At 71.5% G+C, this 15,172-nt stretch carries 13 protein-coding genes and 2 pseudogenes; 11 read left to right on the top strand and 4 right to left on the bottom strand.

Going from position 1 to position 15,172, the window contains the following annotated elements; translation table 11 throughout:
• Nucleotides 1-5 precede the first annotated feature (5 nt).
• The 4 genes from sufC to ABZ836_RS19270 are packed head-to-tail and all read left to right on the top strand — an operon-like array spanning nt 6 to nt 2,837.
• Nucleotides 6-770, top strand: a complete 765-nt coding sequence (gene sufC, locus ABZ836_RS19285; RefSeq protein ID WP_356131068.1) for a Fe-S cluster assembly ATPase SufC — start codon at nt 6-8, stop codon at nt 768-770.
• Complete coding sequence (locus ABZ836_RS19280) at nt 767-2,026, top strand: cysteine desulfurase (protein ID WP_356131070.1); 1,260 nt, start codon at nt 767-769, stop codon at nt 2,024-2,026. The genes sufC and ABZ836_RS19280 overlap by 4 nt, the downstream gene beginning before the upstream one ends.
• A gap of 17 nt (nt 2,027-2,043) precedes the next feature.
• Nucleotides 2,044-2,508 carry a Fe-S cluster assembly sulfur transfer protein SufU gene (sufU, locus tag ABZ836_RS19275; protein WP_356131072.1) on the top strand — a complete coding sequence of 155 codons (465 nt, stop codon included), beginning with the start codon at nt 2,044-2,046 and terminating at the stop codon, nt 2,506-2,508.
• Complete coding sequence (locus ABZ836_RS19270; protein ID WP_356131074.1) at nt 2,505-2,837, top strand: metal-sulfur cluster assembly factor; 333 nt, start codon at nt 2,505-2,507, stop codon at nt 2,835-2,837. Before sufU ends, ABZ836_RS19270 begins: the two co-directional genes overlap by 4 nt.
• 180 nt (nt 2,838-3,017) lie before the next feature.
• Here ABZ836_RS19270 and ABZ836_RS19265 read toward each other — a convergent pair whose 3' ends face one another.
• On the bottom strand, nt 3,018-3,377 hold the full coding sequence (locus tag ABZ836_RS19265; protein WP_356131076.1) for a DUF2200 domain-containing protein: 360 nt from the start codon (nt 3,375-3,377) through the stop codon (nt 3,018-3,020).
• Between the two features lie 131 nt (nt 3,378-3,508).
• The gene (locus ABZ836_RS19260) at nt 3,509-4,609 is read right to left on the bottom strand and encodes a hypothetical protein (RefSeq protein ID WP_361143689.1); all 1,101 of its coding nucleotides are present in this window, start codon (nt 4,607-4,609) and stop codon (nt 3,509-3,511) included.
• A 279-nt stretch (nt 4,610-4,888) separates the two neighbouring features.
• Between ABZ836_RS19260 and dapD the strand changes: the two genes are divergently transcribed.
• A complete protein-coding gene (gene dapD, locus ABZ836_RS19255; protein WP_356131079.1) occupies nt 4,889-5,878 on the top strand; it encodes a 2,3,4,5-tetrahydropyridine-2,6-dicarboxylate N-succinyltransferase in 990 nt (329 codons plus the stop codon).
• A 176-nt stretch (nt 5,879-6,054) separates the two neighbouring features.
• On the opposite strand, the gene ABZ836_RS19250 is transcribed toward dapD, so the two are convergent.
• Nucleotides 6,055-6,477 (bottom strand): hypothetical protein, encoded by a 423-nt coding sequence (locus ABZ836_RS19250; RefSeq protein ID WP_361143686.1) that lies wholly within the window; start codon nt 6,475-6,477, stop codon nt 6,055-6,057.
• Between the two features lie 662 nt (nt 6,478-7,139).
• Here ABZ836_RS19250 and ABZ836_RS19245 point away from each other — a divergent pair.
• The 4 genes and pseudogenes from ABZ836_RS19245 to ABZ836_RS19230 form a co-directional block, all read left to right on the top strand.
• Nucleotides 7,140-7,253: pseudogene (locus ABZ836_RS19245) on the top strand (DNA-binding protein); the annotation flags it as partial.
• Nucleotides 7,253-8,501 (top strand): annotated as a pseudogene (locus ABZ836_RS19240) (site-specific integrase). The pseudogenes ABZ836_RS19245 and ABZ836_RS19240, both read left to right, overlap by 1 nt.
• A gap of 260 nt (nt 8,502-8,761) precedes the next feature.
• Entirely contained in the window at nt 8,762-9,310 is a 549-nt protein-coding gene (locus tag ABZ836_RS19235; RefSeq protein ID WP_356131081.1) for a SigE family RNA polymerase sigma factor, read from the top strand.
• Nucleotides 9,307-10,551 (top strand): WD40 repeat domain-containing protein, encoded by a 1,245-nt coding sequence (locus ABZ836_RS19230; RefSeq protein WP_361143683.1) that lies wholly within the window; start codon nt 9,307-9,309, stop codon nt 10,549-10,551. The genes ABZ836_RS19235 and ABZ836_RS19230 overlap by 4 nt, the downstream gene beginning before the upstream one ends.
• A 325-nt stretch (nt 10,552-10,876) precedes the next feature.
• Here the strand turns inward: ABZ836_RS19230 and dapA are convergent, their stop codons facing one another.
• Nucleotides 10,877-11,776, bottom strand: a complete 900-nt coding sequence (gene dapA, locus ABZ836_RS19225; RefSeq protein WP_361143680.1) for a 4-hydroxy-tetrahydrodipicolinate synthase — start codon at nt 11,774-11,776, stop codon at nt 10,877-10,879.
• 296 nt (nt 11,777-12,072) lie between these two features.
• On the opposite strand from dapA, the gene ABZ836_RS19220 reads away from it, so the two are divergent.
• Nucleotides 12,073-13,533, top strand: a complete 1,461-nt coding sequence (locus ABZ836_RS19220) for a hypothetical protein (RefSeq protein WP_361143677.1) — start codon at nt 12,073-12,075, stop codon at nt 13,531-13,533.
• A gap of 189 nt (nt 13,534-13,722) precedes the next feature.
• Nucleotides 13,723-15,141, top strand: a complete 1,419-nt coding sequence (locus tag ABZ836_RS19215) for an alkaline phosphatase PhoX (RefSeq protein WP_361143674.1) — start codon at nt 13,723-13,725, stop codon at nt 15,139-15,141.
• Nucleotides 15,142-15,172 lie beyond the last annotated feature (31 nt).

Below are 15,172 nucleotides of genomic sequence, written 5' to 3'. Positions count from 1 at the left end.
CCACCATGGCAACGCTTGAAATCCGAGACCTGCACGTCACCGTCGAGGCCGACAACGCCACGAAGGAGATCCTCAAGGGCGTCGACCTGACCGTGAAGCAGGGCGAGACGCACGCCATCATGGGCCCCAACGGCTCCGGCAAGTCGACTCTCGCCTACTCCCTGGCGGGTCACCCGAAGTACACGATCACCGGCGGCACCGTCACCCTCGACGGCGAGGACGTCATCGAGATGTCCGTCGACGAGCGCGCCCGCGCCGGCCTGTTCCTCGCCATGCAGTACCCGGTCGAGGTCCCCGGCGTCTCGGTGTCGAACTTCCTGCGGACCTCCGCCACCGCCATCCGCGGCGAGGCCCCCAAGCTGCGCACCTGGGTGAAGGAGGTCAAGGAGGCCATGGAGCGCCTCAACATGGACCCCGCCTTCGCCGAGCGCAACGTCAACGAGGGCTTCTCCGGCGGTGAGAAGAAGCGCCACGAGATCCTGCAGCTGGAGCTGCTCAAGCCGAAGATGGCGATCCTCGACGAGACCGACTCCGGTCTGGACGTCGACGCCCTGCGCGTCGTCTCCGAGGGCGTCAACCGCGTGCGGGAGACCGGCGAGGTCGGCACCCTGCTGATCACGCACTACACGCGCATCCTGCGCTACATCAAGCCCGACTTCGTCCACGTCTTCGCCAACGGCCGCATCGTCGAGTCCGGTGGTCCGGAGCTCGCCGACAAGCTGGAGAACGAGGGCTACGAGGCCTACACGAAGGGTGGCGCTTCCGAGTGACACAGCTGCCGGGCCTCCTCGACGACCTTGAGGCGATCCGCAAGGACTTCCCCCTCCTGGACCGCGAGGTCCACGACGGCAAGAAGATCGTGTACCTGGACAACGCGGCGACCTCGCAGAAGCCGCGCCAGGTGCTCGACGCCCTCAGTGCCTACTACGAGCGACACAACGCCAATGTCCACCGCGGGGTGCACGTGCTCGCCGAGGAGGCCACGGCGCTGTACGAAGGCGCGCGGGACAAGGTGGCGGCGTTCGTCAACGCCCCCAGCCGCGACGAGGTGATCTTCACCAAGAACGCCTCGGAGTCCCTCAACCTGGTCGCCAACATGCTCGGCTGGGCCGACGAGCCCTACCGGGTGGACAGCGACACCGAGATCGTCATCACGGAGATGGAGCACCACTCCAACATCGTGCCGTGGCAGCTGCTGGCGCAGCGCACGGGCGCGAAGCTGAAGTGGTTCGGCCTCACCGACGACGGCCGTCTCGACCTGTCGAACATCGACGAGGTCATCACCGAGAAGACGAAGATCGTCTCCTTCGTGCTGGTCTCCAACATCCTCGGCACCCACAACCCGGTCGAGGAGATCGTGCGGCGGGCGCAGGAGGTCGGCGCGCTGGTCTGCGTCGACGCCTCGCAGGCCGCCCCGCACATGCCGCTGGACGTGCAGGCGCTGGGCGCCGACTTCGTGGCCTTCACCGGCCACAAGATGTGCGCCCCGACCGGCATCGGCGTGCTCTGGGGCCGCCAGGAGCTCCTGGAGGACCTGCCCCCGTTCCTCGGCGGCGGCGAAATGATCGAGACGGTGTCCATGCACTCCTCGACCTACGCGCCGGCCCCGCACAAGTTCGAGGCGGGCACCCCGCCGATCGCCCAGGCGGTCGGCCTCGGCGCGGCGATCGACTACCTGTCGGCCATCGGCATGGAGAAGATCCACGCGCACGAGAAGGCGATCACCGAGTACGCGGTCAAGCGCCTGATCGAGGTCCCCGACCTGCGGATCATCGGCCCGGCCACGGCCGAGGACCGCGGCGCGGCGATCTCCTTCACGCTCGGCGACATCCACCCGCACGACGTGGGCCAGGTCCTCGACGAGCAGGGCATCGCCGTCCGGGTCGGGCACCACTGCGCCCGGCCGGTCTGCCTGCGGTACGGAATTCCCGCGACCACGCGAGCGTCGTTCTATCTGTACTCCACGCCGGCCGAGGTCGACGCCTTGGTCGAGGGCCTGGAGCACGTACGGAACTTCTTCGGCTGAGAGGACGCGGCAGAGCCGTGAAGCTGGATTCGATGTACCAGGACGTCATCCTGGACCACTACAAGAACCCGCACGGGCGTGGTCTGCGCGATGGCGACGCCGAGGTGCACCACGTCAACCCGACCTGCGGCGACGAGATCACCCTGCGGGTGAAGTACGACGGCGGCAAGGTCACCGACGTGTCGTACGAGGGGCAGGGCTGCTCCATCAGCCAGGCCTCCGCGTCCGTGCTCAACGAGCTGCTGGTCGGCAAGGAGCTGGACGAGGCGCGGAAGATCCAGGAGACCTTCCTGGAGCTGATGCAGTCCAAGGGGAAGATCGAGCCCGACGACGCCATGGAGGAGGTGCTGGAGGACGCGGTCGCGTTCGCCGGCGTCTCCAAGTACCCGGCCCGCGTGAAGTGCGCCCTGCTGAGCTGGATGGCGTGGAAGGACGCGACCGCCCAGGCGCTGGGCGGCACCGAGAAGGAGACCACGGCATGAGCGAGACCGTGCAGATGAAGCCGGCCTCCGAGGAAGAGGTCCGCGAGGCCCTGATGGACGTCGTCGACCCCGAGCTGGGCATCGACGTCGTCAACCTGGGCCTGATCTACGGCATCCACATCGACGACGCGAACATCGCGACGATCGACATGACGCTGACCTCGGCGGCCTGCCCGCTGACCGACGTCATCGAGGACCAGGCCAAGTCCGCCACCGACGGGCTGGTCAGCGAGCTCCGGATCAACTGGGTCTGGATGCCGCCGTGGGGTCCGGACAAGATCACCGACGACGGCCGCGAGCAACTGCGGGCGCTGGGCTTCAACGTCTGACGTCCTCGGGCGCCGGACGCCTCACGGCCCCCCTCCACCGTCGGTCCCCACGCGGGATCCGGCGGCCGAGGGGGGCCGTCGTCGTGACCGGGGCGCCCCCGGAGGACGGCTCAGGCGCCGCCGCCGGGGAGCACCGAGGACCGCTCCCAGGCGGCGGCGCCGCGCAGGACCGAGGACCGCTCAGGCCGCGCCGCCGCGGAGGATCGAGGTCATCTTCCTGCCGCGGGCCAGTTCGTCGACCAGCTTGTCCATCCAGCGGATCCGCCGCATCAGCGGGTCCTCGATCTCCTCGACGCGGTGGCCGCAGATCACGCCGGTGATCAGCTCGGCGTTCGGGTTCATCGCGGGGGCCTCGGCGAAGAAGGTCTCCAGGTCGACCTCGTCGGCGACGGCCTTGCGCAGCCCGGCGTCGTCGTACCCGGTGAGCCAGGTGATGACCTGGTGGAGCTCCTCCACCGTGCGGCCCTTGCGCTCCACCTTGGTCACGTAGTGCGGGTGGACGGAGGCGAAGGGCATGCGTCGGATGCGGTCGGCGGCCACGGGTGGTCTCCCTCGTCGTCGGTCCCGTCCACGGTACGGCAGGGCTCCGACAGCCGGCCTCGCGTTCGGGCGCCGCCCCCGCCCGGGTGACGCCCCGCACGCGGGGAGGCCCCCGGCGGGGTCAGGCGGGGTCAGAGGGGCAGCGTGGCGCCGGGGGCCGGAGGGCCGGCCGGGCCGGCCGGCGGGGCCGCCGAGGCCAGCAGCGCCTCGGCGAAGTTCTCCCGGCGGATGCGCTGGTCCACGTAGAGCAGGCCGATGCCGTAGATGCCGAGGGTGAACGTCAGGGCCTGGACGGCGCTCATCACCAGGCCCAGGACGACCACGACCACGATCGCGGCGATCCCCAGGGACGCCCCCTGGTCGGCGTCGCCGAAGCCGGCGGAGGCGAGGAGGGGGAAGAGGACCAGTCCGCCCACCAACGCCAGGAGCATCATCGCCAGGTAGCCGATGCCGCCGCCGATCATGCCCATCAGGTACGAGATGCCGAAGATCCGCCACCAGTCGCCCTGCACCAGCGCCGCCGAGCGGCGCAGGGCGGCCACCGGGCCCAGGCCCTCCAGGACGGTGATCGCCGGGGCGAAGATCAGCCGGTAGGTCGTCCAGACGGCGCCCACGAAGCCCGCGCAGAGCAGCAGGAGGCCGAGGAGCGCCAGCGCCACGCCGCCACCGCCCCCCAGGTGGACGCCTCCCGCGATGCCGGCCACCCCCAGGCCGATCACCGCGACGAACGGCAGCGCCACGCACGCGGTGAGCAGCACCGTGGCGAGCACCCGGAGCGAGCGCGAGCCGAGCCGCTCCCACAGCACCGACCAGGTGACCTTGCGGCCCACCACCGCCTCGCGCAGCGCGGTCAGCGGAGCGGCCAGCGCCACGGCGGGGACCAGGAGGAAGGCGGCCATGACCCAGAGGGGGCCGACGGCGACCAGCCCGAACTCGGCGGACTCCCCGTCACCGGCCGCGACCAGCAGCACCGGCAGCAGGAACACCGCGGCGAGCGCCACCGTGGCGAGCAGGTAGAGCCCGACGAGTTGCGGCCAGGACCTGCCGAGCGCCAGGAAGGAGCCCTTGAGGACGTCGCCCACCCCGAGCGGCCGCAACGGGACGACACCTGGCTGCGGGGCCCAGGGCCGCGCCCCGTAGGGGTACGGGTAGGGCGGCTGATGCGGCGGACCGTACGGCGGCGGCCCGCCGTACGGAGGCGGGCCGTAGGGCGGCGGCTGGTTGTACGACATGAGGGTTCTGCTCCCACCCCTGGGCGCCGCGGGGCGGCTGCCGCCGCGGCGCGTTTCCTTCGCGAACGTCGATCTGAGTGAACGTCGATCTGAGTGAACGTCGATCTGCGTGAACATGGCGAACGTTAGTTCGCCTCCCGGTGCGCGGGCATTCCGGGTCCCGGCAAGGAACGGCGTCGTGGGCTGCCGGAACCGGCCGCCGGACGCCACCGGAGGGGAGGACGCCGAACCGTGGACACCGGTTCGCCTCCCGGCCGAGGCTCCGGATAGCGTTTCCCCATGACCGACACGACTGCCACCCGCACCACCGGCGCCGTCGCCGCGGGTCTCGCGACCATCGCCGCCGACGGCACCGTCCTCGACACCTGGTTCCCCGCCCCCGAGCTCGCCGACGCCCCCGGGCCGACCGGCACCGAGCGGCTCTCCGCCGAGCGCGCCGTCGAACTCCTCGGCGAGGGCTCCGCGAAGGCCGTCGGCCCGGACGCCCGCCGCGGCGTCGAGGTGGTCGCGGTCCGCACGGTCATCGGCTCGCTCGACGACAAGCCGGTCGACGCGCACGACGCCTACCTGCGCCTGCACCTGCTCTCGCACCGCTTGGTCAAGCCGCACGGCCAGAACCTGGACGGCATCTTCGGCCAGCTCGCCAACGTCGCCTGGACCTCGCTGGGCCCGGTCGCCGTCGACGACATCGAGAAGGTCCGGCTCAACGCCCGCGCCGAGGGCCTGCACCTCCAGGTCACCTCGATCGACAAGTTCCCGCGCATGACGGACTACGTCGTGCCCAAGGGCGTGCGCATCGCCGACGCCGACCGGGTCCGCCTCGGCGCCCACCTGTCCGCGGGCACCACCGTGATGCACGAGGGCTTCGTCAACTTCAACGCCGGCACGCTGGGCACCTCGATGGTCGAGGGCCGCATCTCCGCCGGCGTGGTCGTCGGCGACGGTTCCGACATCGGCGGCGGCGCCTCCACCATGGGCACCCTCTCCGGCGGCGGCAACGTCATCATCTCCATCGGCGAGCGCTGCCTGGTCGGCGCGGAGGCGGGCGTGGGCATCGCGCTGGGCGACGAGTGCGTCGTCGAGGCCGGCCTCTACATCACCGCGGGCACCCGGGTCACCATGCCCGACGGCGAGGTCGTCAAGGCCCGCGAGCTGAACGGCGCCTCCAACATCCTCTTCCGCCGCAACTCGGTCACCGGCACGGTCGAGGCCCGGCCCAACAACGCGGTCTGGGGCGGCCTCAACGACGTCCTGCACAGCCACAACTGATCAACGGCGGCCGTGACCTGCGGCCGCCTTATCGATCAACGTCCTGACCTGCTGCTGAGCTGTCGGTAGCTGTCGACGTTGGTCATCGTTGAGCGCCCTTCCACGGCTCAAGGACGGCCCGGGAAGGGCGCTCTCGCGTCTAGGCAATGCCGCTCCTCGCACTATTACTAGGGCGGCTAGCGCATGGCCAGAACATCCTTCACTTTTTGCAAAGCGCGAGCGCATTCCATCATGGAGAGGTAATTGGTTCGGGCGTATTCAGATACTGATGCAAGGTTTCGCACCTCAGCGCCATCTGGCCCCAGAATTATCGTTGCAAGGCTGAGTGTATCCGAGATGCGTGGCGAGATTTGCTCCTCATATGCGGCAACTCGTAACTGGCTATGCCTGCTTATGTTTCGACTATGCTCCTCGAATGACAATTTTAATGGCGGCTCATGTGCTGGATCGAAACTCTGCCAATAGGAGGAGAATCTAAGAATCTCAAGGCGTAGCGCCTCCAGTTCGACAATCGCAGAGCCGACATGGTCAGCAGTAACCTTCGAGTCTCTAGATGCCGCCATTTCTGCATTGATCTTCCAGGCGTGCAGTCCGTCCACGGTGAAGGCGTCGGGGGAGTCGTCGATTACCTTCGAGCAGGTATTGCACAACCAGATTGCGTTCTCTGCCGACCGTCGCTGCTCCCGTGACATTGTGGCGTCGTACCTCGGCCCGCCGGGGCTAGCGGCTCGAATGTGGGCTGCCACGCCCAGATTGAGAAATTGATCCACGTGGATGGGGTCGGGTCTGTTGGTGAGCAATCGACAGGTGGGATTACTGCACCGGTTCCCTGCCCGGTTGGCCACGGCCCTCTTTGTGGCGGCGAGGAAGTCGTCCCGGCTATTCCCGGCCATGCCTTCCTTTCACCTCGCATGATTTGGAGTACTGTCGAAGAAGTCGATCATAGAGGTTCCTTGTTGTCGTTGTCCTAGCGCTGCTGTGATTGCCTCCGGTTGCCGACCGCCCCAGCCACAGAGGGTGTCTCCCACCTTCATGCCCGCAGCCGCCGGGCGCGGCCAGCCGGGGCAAAGACAGGAGGCAGGCCGCATCGCTGAGGAGGCGCGCGCCCGCGCCGTGCGCGGGCCTTGATGAAGTAGAGAAAGTCTTACCGCATGGCTCTCAGGGTGCGATCGGCCTGTACGCCAGCGCTCGATCCACGACCTTCTCGGCTGTCAGCTCGGGATGAAGTCCCAGAAGATGTAGTCGCTGACGTGCGGGCATGAAAGGCCGCCGCAAGCGCACCGGTCCCCGCGGCTTCCGCGTCGGCCGGCACCTCCGCTTCGACCCGACCGACGTGGGGGCCTGGGTCGACTCCCAGATCGGGGAGGCCGCCTGATGGCCGGACACGTGCAAGACCGGTGGTACAAGAGCGTTTCTGGTCCTGACGGGAGGACCGTCAGGGCCAAGACCGATCGATACGGCGTCGGCCATCGCTACCGCGCCCGATACATCGCGCCGGACGGTTCTGAGAAGTCCATAAGCACTCCAGACAAGCAGAAGCGCAAAGCGGACCAGTGGCTCGCCAACATCGAAGCGGACATGTCGCAAGGGCGGTACATCGATCGATCCGGCTGCGGGTTCGGTGACCTTCGGTGAGTACGCCAAGAAGTGGATGGCGGCGCTCACTATCGACCCGGTGACCCGGGAGAGCGTCGAAGTCCGTCTCAGGGACCATGCCCTTCCGTACCTCGGTGACCGACCGATGGCCTCTTTCCTCCCCTCCCACCTGCGCACCTGGATGCGGGAGCTGAAGCCACGGGACGCGCGGCGTCCTACCGGCGGTCGATCTTCGCCAATGTGTCCGCCGTTTTCACGGCTGCCGTGGAAGACCGGATCATCGCCGAGAACCCCTGCCGTGCCCGCTCCGTCCGGGCGCCGTCCCTGGACGGACGCAAGGTCAAGCCCTGGTCTCGAGCGCGTGACAGCGGTACACGACGTGCTGCCCGACGCCTACCAGGAGGTGCTGTCCCTGGGGGCGGGGTGTGGCCTTCGGCAAGGCGAGATCTTCGGCCTGGCCCTCGAGGACGTCGACTTCCTCGGCGGCACGGTCCACGTCGTTCGGCAGGTCAAGATCCTTCGAGGCACCCAGGCGGTCTTCGGCCCGCCCAAGGGAGGCAAGGAACGGCATGTGCCCTTGCCCGAAACGGTCGCCTTCGCGTTGGCCGATCACATCACGAGGCACGAGCCGGTAGAGGTCATGCTGCCGTGGAAGACCCTGGATGGTCCGCCCGTGACGGCTTCGCCGCTGTTCGTCAACGTCCGGAACAAGGCTCGGGCTCTTCACCGAACACGCTTCAACCAGTACGTATGGCGGCCGGCACTTACGGCCGCCGGCATCCCGCTCGGACGCGAAAACGGCATGCACGCCATTCGGCACTTCTGCGCCTCGGTGCTCCTGGACGCGGGGGAGAGCATTAAGGCCCTGAGCGAGTACCTGGGCCACCACGACCCGAGCTTCACCCTGCGCACGTACACGCACCTGACGCCGAACAGCGAGGCACGCACGCGGGCCGCCGTCGATCGGGTCTTCCGGGGCCCGGACAGCACTGATGACGGCCCCGACACGGCCCACGGGGAGCGCTGACCTCCTGACTTGCATCGTCATCAGAACAGCCACAACTGACCCCTCGAGGGCACCGCAGCCGCCGCCCCGGCCGGGCGCCACGCACCGCGTGGTGACCCGGACCGGGGCGGCGGTCGTGTCGGTCCAGGAAGAGGTCCTGGAAGAGGCCCTGGAGGAGGCCGTGGAAGAAAAGGGCGGCGCGGAGGCATAGCGGCGGTGGTCCGCAGGCGTCCCACAGGGGGAGGGGCGGGGCATCGGGTGCCGCCGGGAGGAAGGTGACGATGGATGCCGAAGACGCGCGCGGCTTCCGCGAGTTCGTGGACCACCGGTCGTCCGCGTTGCTGACCACGGCCGTGCTGCTCTGCGGCGGCGACCGGCACGCGGGGGAGGACCTGCTGCAGAACGCGCTGGTCAAGGCCGCGGGCAGGTGGCGGCGGATCGAGGACCCCGAGGCGTACGTGCGCCGCGTCCTGTACCGGCAGCAGATCAGCCGGTGGCGGCTGAAATGGCCCCGGCGCGAGGTCCCGGTCGCCGAGCCCCCGGAGGGCCGGCCGCGGGGCGGCGACACCGAGAGCGTGGTGGAGACCCGGCTGCTGATGCGCCAGGCGCTGGCCGCGCTCACCGACCGGCAGCGCACGGTGCTGGTGCTGCGCTACTACGAGGACCTCCCGGAGGGCGAGGTGGCGCGGCTGCTGGGCTGCTCCGTGGGCACCGTGCGCTCCACCACCCACCGTTCCCTGGCGAAGCTGCGCGGTCTCGTGCCGGGGGCCGCCGAGGGCCCGAGGCGACGGCCCGCCGCCGACTGCTCCACCGTGGAGGTGCGCCCGTGAACGGGGTCGAGGAACTGGTGCGTGACGCGCTCCGGGAGCAGGCTGCCGCGCAGCGGTCCGGAGCCCCACGGATGGCCGAACGGGTGCTGGCGGCGCACCGGCGCCGGGTGCGACGACGGGTCGGGGCGGCGGCCGCGGCGGTCGCCGCCGTGGTGGGGCTGGCCTTCTGGGGCCCGCTGCCGGGCGGACCGGCCCCCTCGGCAGGGATCCGGCCGTCCGCGCCCGAGATCTCGGCCCACCCGGACCAGTCGCCGCCCAGGGACGTCATCGCGGCGGGGAACGTGGTCATGGCCGCGTACGAGCAGGCGGAGCAGGTGGACCTCGGCGGGGCGAAGGGGGGTGAATGGCGGCGCACCTACTGGCTGCTCGACCCGGACTCCCAGACGTACGAGAAGGACGAACGGTGGTCGGAGGTCGCGGTGTTCCCCGGCGCGCGGCGGGCCGTGGTGCTGGAGAGGGAACTGCCGACCCGCCGGATCGGCGTGCTCGACCTGCGGACCCGTGAGGTCGAACGCTGGATCGAGCTCGACGGGGACGAGCGGCAGGGCGTGGCGGGGCTGGCCCTCTCGGCGGACGGCGCCTCCCTGCTGGCCACCACGTACCGCGACGACCCCGATCGCCTGGAGCGGTTCACCGGGGACAACGGCAAGGTCGACCTGATGCCGCCGCGGACGTCGGCCCGTACGGGGTTCTGGGTGGTCGACGTCGCGTCGGGCCGCGGCAGCTGGAGCGAGGTGGAGGTGCCGACGGTCGAGGATCCGGTGATGCCGGGGATCTCCGCCGTCAACGCCCGGCAGGACTTCGCGTTCACCCGGGACGGCCGGGCCGTGAAGGGCGGGCTCGTCACCGAGGCGCGGAGGGAGTTCCACGACCTGCGGGGGCGCCCGGTCGAACCGCCGGCGGGCGAGGCGCACTGGGAGTGGTCGGTGGACGCCGGTCTCTCGCCGGACGGCGGGCGGGTGGCGGGACCGTTCGCCGGGGTGAGCCGGAAGACCTCGTCGTGGATCCTGGACGCCCGCACCGGCAAGCAGCTCGCCGAGATCCCCGGGCAGCAACTGGTCGCCTGGGCGGGGAAGGACCAGCTGGTGGCCTGGGACATGAGCAAGGGCAGCACGTCCGAGTACGCCACCCGGCTGGTGCTGGTCACCATCGGCAGCGACAGGACGGTCCCGCTGAGCGGGCCGCGCAGCGGCAAGGGGGACGACAAGGGCCGGTGGGAGCCGCTGTTCGTCCCCCGCTGACCCCAGTCGGCGGAGGGGGCCCCGGGCCCGGCCCCGGCCCCCGGCTCCCGACACCGGGTCCGGGCCCGCGGGCCCGGGCCTGTCCCCCCGTCGCGAGGCCCCGGCGTCGGGCCCCGGACCCGGCCTCAGGGTCCCGGCCTCGGATTCCGGCCTCGGGCCCTGGGACCCCCGGGACCCGGCCTCGGCTCCCGGCCCAGTCAGGCTCCGAGCGGGCTCTGATCAGACGCGCGGGTAAGGCGCCTCTCGGGCGTGGCGCGAGCGTCCGTCAGGTTCGGGCGGGCTCTGATCAGGCGCGGGGTCGGGCGGGGCGCCGCGCAGGGGCGGGTCAGGTGCCTGGTGAGGTGGTGGTCAGCGTCTCGTGCCGCTTTCGCAGGGCAGCCGTGACCTCCGCGGAGGCGGCGCGGAGCGGGGCGCGGACCGGGCCGGAGGGAAGGCCGAGGGAGGCGAGGAGGGCCTTGGCGGTGACCGTGCCGGGGAGGCCCGCGGACATCATCGCCTCGATCAGCGGCACCGCCGCCCGCTGCAGGCGCGCGGCCCGCCTCGTGTCCCCGGCGTCGAACGCGTCCACGATCGCCCGGAAGTGCGCGGGCGCCACGTTCGCCACCGTGCCGACGTAGCCCGCGCAGCCGATCGCGTACGAGGCCAGCACGTACTCGTCGCAGCCGGTGTAGACCGCGAGGTCGGACTCCGCCAGCAGCTTCTGCGTGCCGAGCAGGTCGTAGGCGCAGTCCTTCACCGCCACCACCCGCGGGTGCCCCGCGAGCCGCAGCATCGTCGCCGTCTCGATCCGCACCCCGGTGCGGCCGGGGATGTCGTACACCATCACCGGCAGCCCCGACGCGTCGGCCACCGCGCGGAAGTGGTCCTCCAGCGCGTCCTGCGGCGGGCGGCTGTAGTAGGGGGAGACCACCAGCAGCCCGTCCGCGCCCGCCTCCTCGGCCTGCCGGGCCAGCTCACGGGAGTGGGCGGTGTCCGCGGTGCCCACGCCGGCCAGCAGCGCGGGCCCGTCGCCCACCGCCGCGCGCACCGCGCGGATCACCGCGGACTTCTCCGCGTCGGAGGTGGTCGGGGACTCGCCCGTGGTGCCGCCCAGCACCAGCCCGTCGCACCCGCCCGCGACCAGCCGCTCGGCGAGGACGGCCGCGCCGTCCAGGTCCAGGGCGCCGTCGGGGGTGAAGGGGGTGACCATCGCGCAGAGGGCACGGCCGAAGGGATGTGTCGTCATGTCTGGAGTGTCGGCCGCCGCACGGTGAAGGTCCACTTAAAAGTTCTGCCCGGTACCCATCAGCAGAACTGAAAGGTGGTCGGCGGCCGGCCATTCACCTCGACACCTCGACGACGGCCGGACGCCACGTCAACCACTTCGCGGGGGTTCCCCTGCAAGAGGGACACGCCGTCCCGGCCCCCGCGGTCACCCGTCTAGGCTGGTCGTCCGCCCTGCGCGACCCGCGCGGCGCCACCAGATCCGCGCAGACCCTGCGACCCCGCCTCACGCGGCCCGTCCGGAGGAGAACCCACCCGATGTCAGACAGCACCCCCCTGCCGCCGGTACGGCTGCCCTCCGAGGCGGAGCTGGCGCGGGACGCGCTCGCCACCCCTCTGCTGTCCCGGGCGGCCCGGCTGGCCCGCTGGGCGGGCACGGACACCCGGGTGGACTCCGGCGGCGGCCTGGCCGAGGACCAGCTCCCCGCCGCGGCCGAGGCACTGGGCCTGCCCGTCGCCGACGCCGACCCGGAGACCGTCGAGGACGCCCTGGCGGAGGCGAGCGAGGCGTGGCGGGCCGCCGTCGACACCGGCCTGGTCGAGGTCGTGGACGAGGAGGAGGGCACCGTCCGCGCAGGCGAGAACCTGGCGCTGCTCACCGCCGGCGCGCCCGCCGACGTGCTGCGGATCTGGCTGGACGCGCTGGACGCCGCGATCGCCGACGCCACCGTCCCCGACCTGGACGAGCTGGTCGACGCGCTGGACGAGGGCGGCGAGATCGACTTCTCGACGCTGGACTGGGACCCGGAGGCCGAGGCCGAGTTCCTGGAGGGCGTCCTCGCCAACCTCTACCTGCTCACCGCCGACGAGCGGGCCCCCGAGGGCGCGCCCGTGCCGCTGCCCGCGCTGGCCGCCTCGGTGATCGTGCCGCCCGACGTCGCCGAGCCGACCGACGCGATGATGGAGGAGGTCTCCACCGCGATGATGCGGCTGGACGACCAGTTCCGGATCCTCCAGGGGACCGGCCTGGCCGACTTCCGGCCGGTCGACGAGGCGCTGCTCGTCGAGGACGGCGAGGCGGCCCCCCAGGCGCGGGACGAGGAGATGCTCGAGGACCTGGAGCGCTACGGTGTCGTCCGCCTCACCCCGCTCGGTCTCTACGGGCTCCGCGCCCGGTTCCTCGACGCCGGCCACGCCGCGCCCACGGTGGGCGAACTCGCCGACAAGGGCGCCGACGCGCTGCTCGACGGCACCGCCCACTACGGCCCCACCGCCGCCCGTTCGGAGACCGAGCTGTGGCTGGCGAGCCGCGAACCGCTCGACGCCGCACGGGAGTTGCTCGCCGCCGCGCGGGGCGGCGACCCGGCCGCCCCGCTGCGCCGCCTGCACTGCCAGCAGGCGCTGTCGCTGGTCGGCACGGAGGCGGAACCGGCCTTGCGCGAGGTCCTGGACGACCCGGAGCTCGGCGGTCTGGCCCGGGTCTGGCTGGCCGAGCACGGAGCGGCGGACATCCCGGCGCCCTCCCAGGACCTGGTCTTCTGGCTCACCGTCGACACCCTCGCCGCCCAGCTCGCCGCCGAGGGCAACAGCGCGGAGCTGGTGGCGCTGGTCGAGGGCCTGGCCGCCCAGCACAGCGGCTTCTTCGACACCGCCTGGCGGGTCGACCACCCGGCCACCGCCGAGGTGCTGGAGGCCATGGGCCGGCTCCACCCGGACAAGAAGATCGCCAAGGAGGCCCGGAAGGCCGCCTTCAAGGCCCGGTCCCAGCAGGGCGACTGACCCACGGCCGGACACCGGGGCGCGCGGGGAGTCCGCGCTTCACGCAACGGAACTCCCCGCGCCCCCCTGGTGTTCAACGGGCGTTCAGACATGGGCGCGACGGTGTGGCCGCGTCGTGGCAGCGGTCACGGCGGCGGCACGGCACGGCACCACCCCCGTCCTCTCCGTTCTCACCGTCCAGGAGAACCCATGTCACTCTCCCGCAGGGACTTCGTCGGACAGTCGGCCCTCAGCGGTGCCGGGATCGCGCTCGCCGGAAGCGTCGGCGTGTTCGCCAGCGCCCCCAACGCGCTGGCCGCCGAGGAGATCACCACCCCCGACGGCGAGGCCGTCGGCCCCGGCTACGGCCCCCTGCTGCCCGACCCCGGGGGACTGCTGGCGCTGCCCGCCGGGTTCTCCTACCGGGTCCTCACCCGTGCCGGCGAAACCCGCCTGGAGTCCGGGGAGTTCACGCCGTCCCACCACGACGGCACGGCCACCTTCGACGGCGGGCGCGGCACCGTCCTGCTGGTCAACAACCACGAACTCGGCGGCCCCCGCTCCCGCTGGGAGCACCCCGTGCCGCTCACCGAGGGCCTGGTCTACGACCCGGCGGCGGCCGGCGGCTGCACGGTCGTCGAGGTCCGCCGCGACGGCCACGTCACCGAGTGGGTGGGCATCGCCGGCACCGCCACCAACTGCGCGGGCGGCAGCACCCCGTGGGGCACCTGGCTGACCTGCGAGGAGACCGAGGACAGGGCCGGCGAGAACGGCATGACCAAGGACCACGGCTACGTCTTCGAGGTCGACCCCCTCGACGAGCGCGCCAACCGGGACCCGCAGCCGATCAAGGCGCTGGGCCGCTACGCCCACGAGGCCGTGGTGGTCGACCCCGGGCGCGGCCACCTCTACCTCACCGAGGACGCCGCCAGACCCAACGGGCTGTTCCACCGCTGGACCCCGCCGGAGGGCTTCCGCCACGGCCGCGGCCGGCTCGGCACCCTCGCCGACGACGCCGGCAGGCTCCAGGCGCCCCGCTGCTTCGACTCGGCCGGCCGGTTCGTCGACGACCTCTCCCGCGCCACCCGCATCGGCACCGTCTACGGCGTCGACTGGGTGGACGTCCCCGACCGCGACGCCCGCACGCTGCCGGTCCGCAAGCAGTTCGGCGAGGGCGAGGTGACGCGCGCCCGCAAGCTGGAGGGCATGTGGTGGGGCGACGGCGGCGCCTACCTGGTCTCCTCCTACGCCCGCTCGGAGAGCCCCGGCGCCGCCCACGACGGCGCCGTCTGGTTCTACGACCCGAAGCGGCGCACCCTCACCCTGAAGGTGCTCATCGGCGTGAACCCCGACCCGGAGGCCGAGGGCCACTTCGACGGCCCCGACAACATCACCGTGTCCCCGTACGGCGGCCTGGTCGTCGCCGAGGACGGCGAGGGCCTCAGCCACCTCTTCGGCGCCACCGACTCCGGCCGCACCTACCCCCTCGCCCGGAACGAGCTCAACGACAGCGAGTTCACCGGCGTGACCTTCTCCCCGGACGGCCGCACCCTCTACGCCTGCATCCAGTCGCCCGGCATCCTGCTGGCGATCACCGGCCCCTGGAAGCGCCGGCGGCAGAAGAGCTGACCCGAGGGCCGCCCGCCCCGGTTAATCGGCT

It is taken from the genome of Streptomyces sp. NPDC047130, from assembly GCF_040643475.1.
Classification (GTDB): domain Bacteria; phylum Actinomycetota; class Actinomycetes; order Streptomycetales; family Streptomycetaceae; genus Streptomyces.
This window is presented reverse-complemented; position numbering and strand designations above follow the sequence as displayed.

Coding starts and splice junctions, on each gene's coding strand:
- sufC (WP_356131068.1), top strand. CDS start 6: ATGGCAACGCTTGAAATCCGAGACCTGCACGTCACCGTCGAGGCCGAC.
- ABZ836_RS19270 (WP_356131074.1), top strand. CDS start 2,505: ATGAGCGAGACCGTGCAGATGAAGCCGGCCTCCGAGGAAGAGGTCCGC.
- ABZ836_RS19260 (WP_361143689.1), bottom strand. CDS start 4,609: ATGTCGTACAACCAGCCGCCGCCCTACGGCCCGCCTCCGTACGGCGGG.
- dapD (WP_356131079.1), top strand. CDS start 4,889: ATGACCGACACGACTGCCACCCGCACCACCGGCGCCGTCGCCGCGGGT.
- ABZ836_RS19235 (WP_356131081.1), top strand. CDS start 8,762: ATGGATGCCGAAGACGCGCGCGGCTTCCGCGAGTTCGTGGACCACCGG.
- dapA (WP_361143680.1), bottom strand. CDS start 11,776: ATGACGACACATCCCTTCGGCCGTGCCCTCTGCGCGATGGTCACCCCC.
- ABZ836_RS19220 (WP_361143677.1), top strand. CDS start 12,073: ATGTCAGACAGCACCCCCCTGCCGCCGGTACGGCTGCCCTCCGAGGCG.
- ABZ836_RS19215 (WP_361143674.1), top strand. CDS start 13,723: ATGTCACTCTCCCGCAGGGACTTCGTCGGACAGTCGGCCCTCAGCGGT.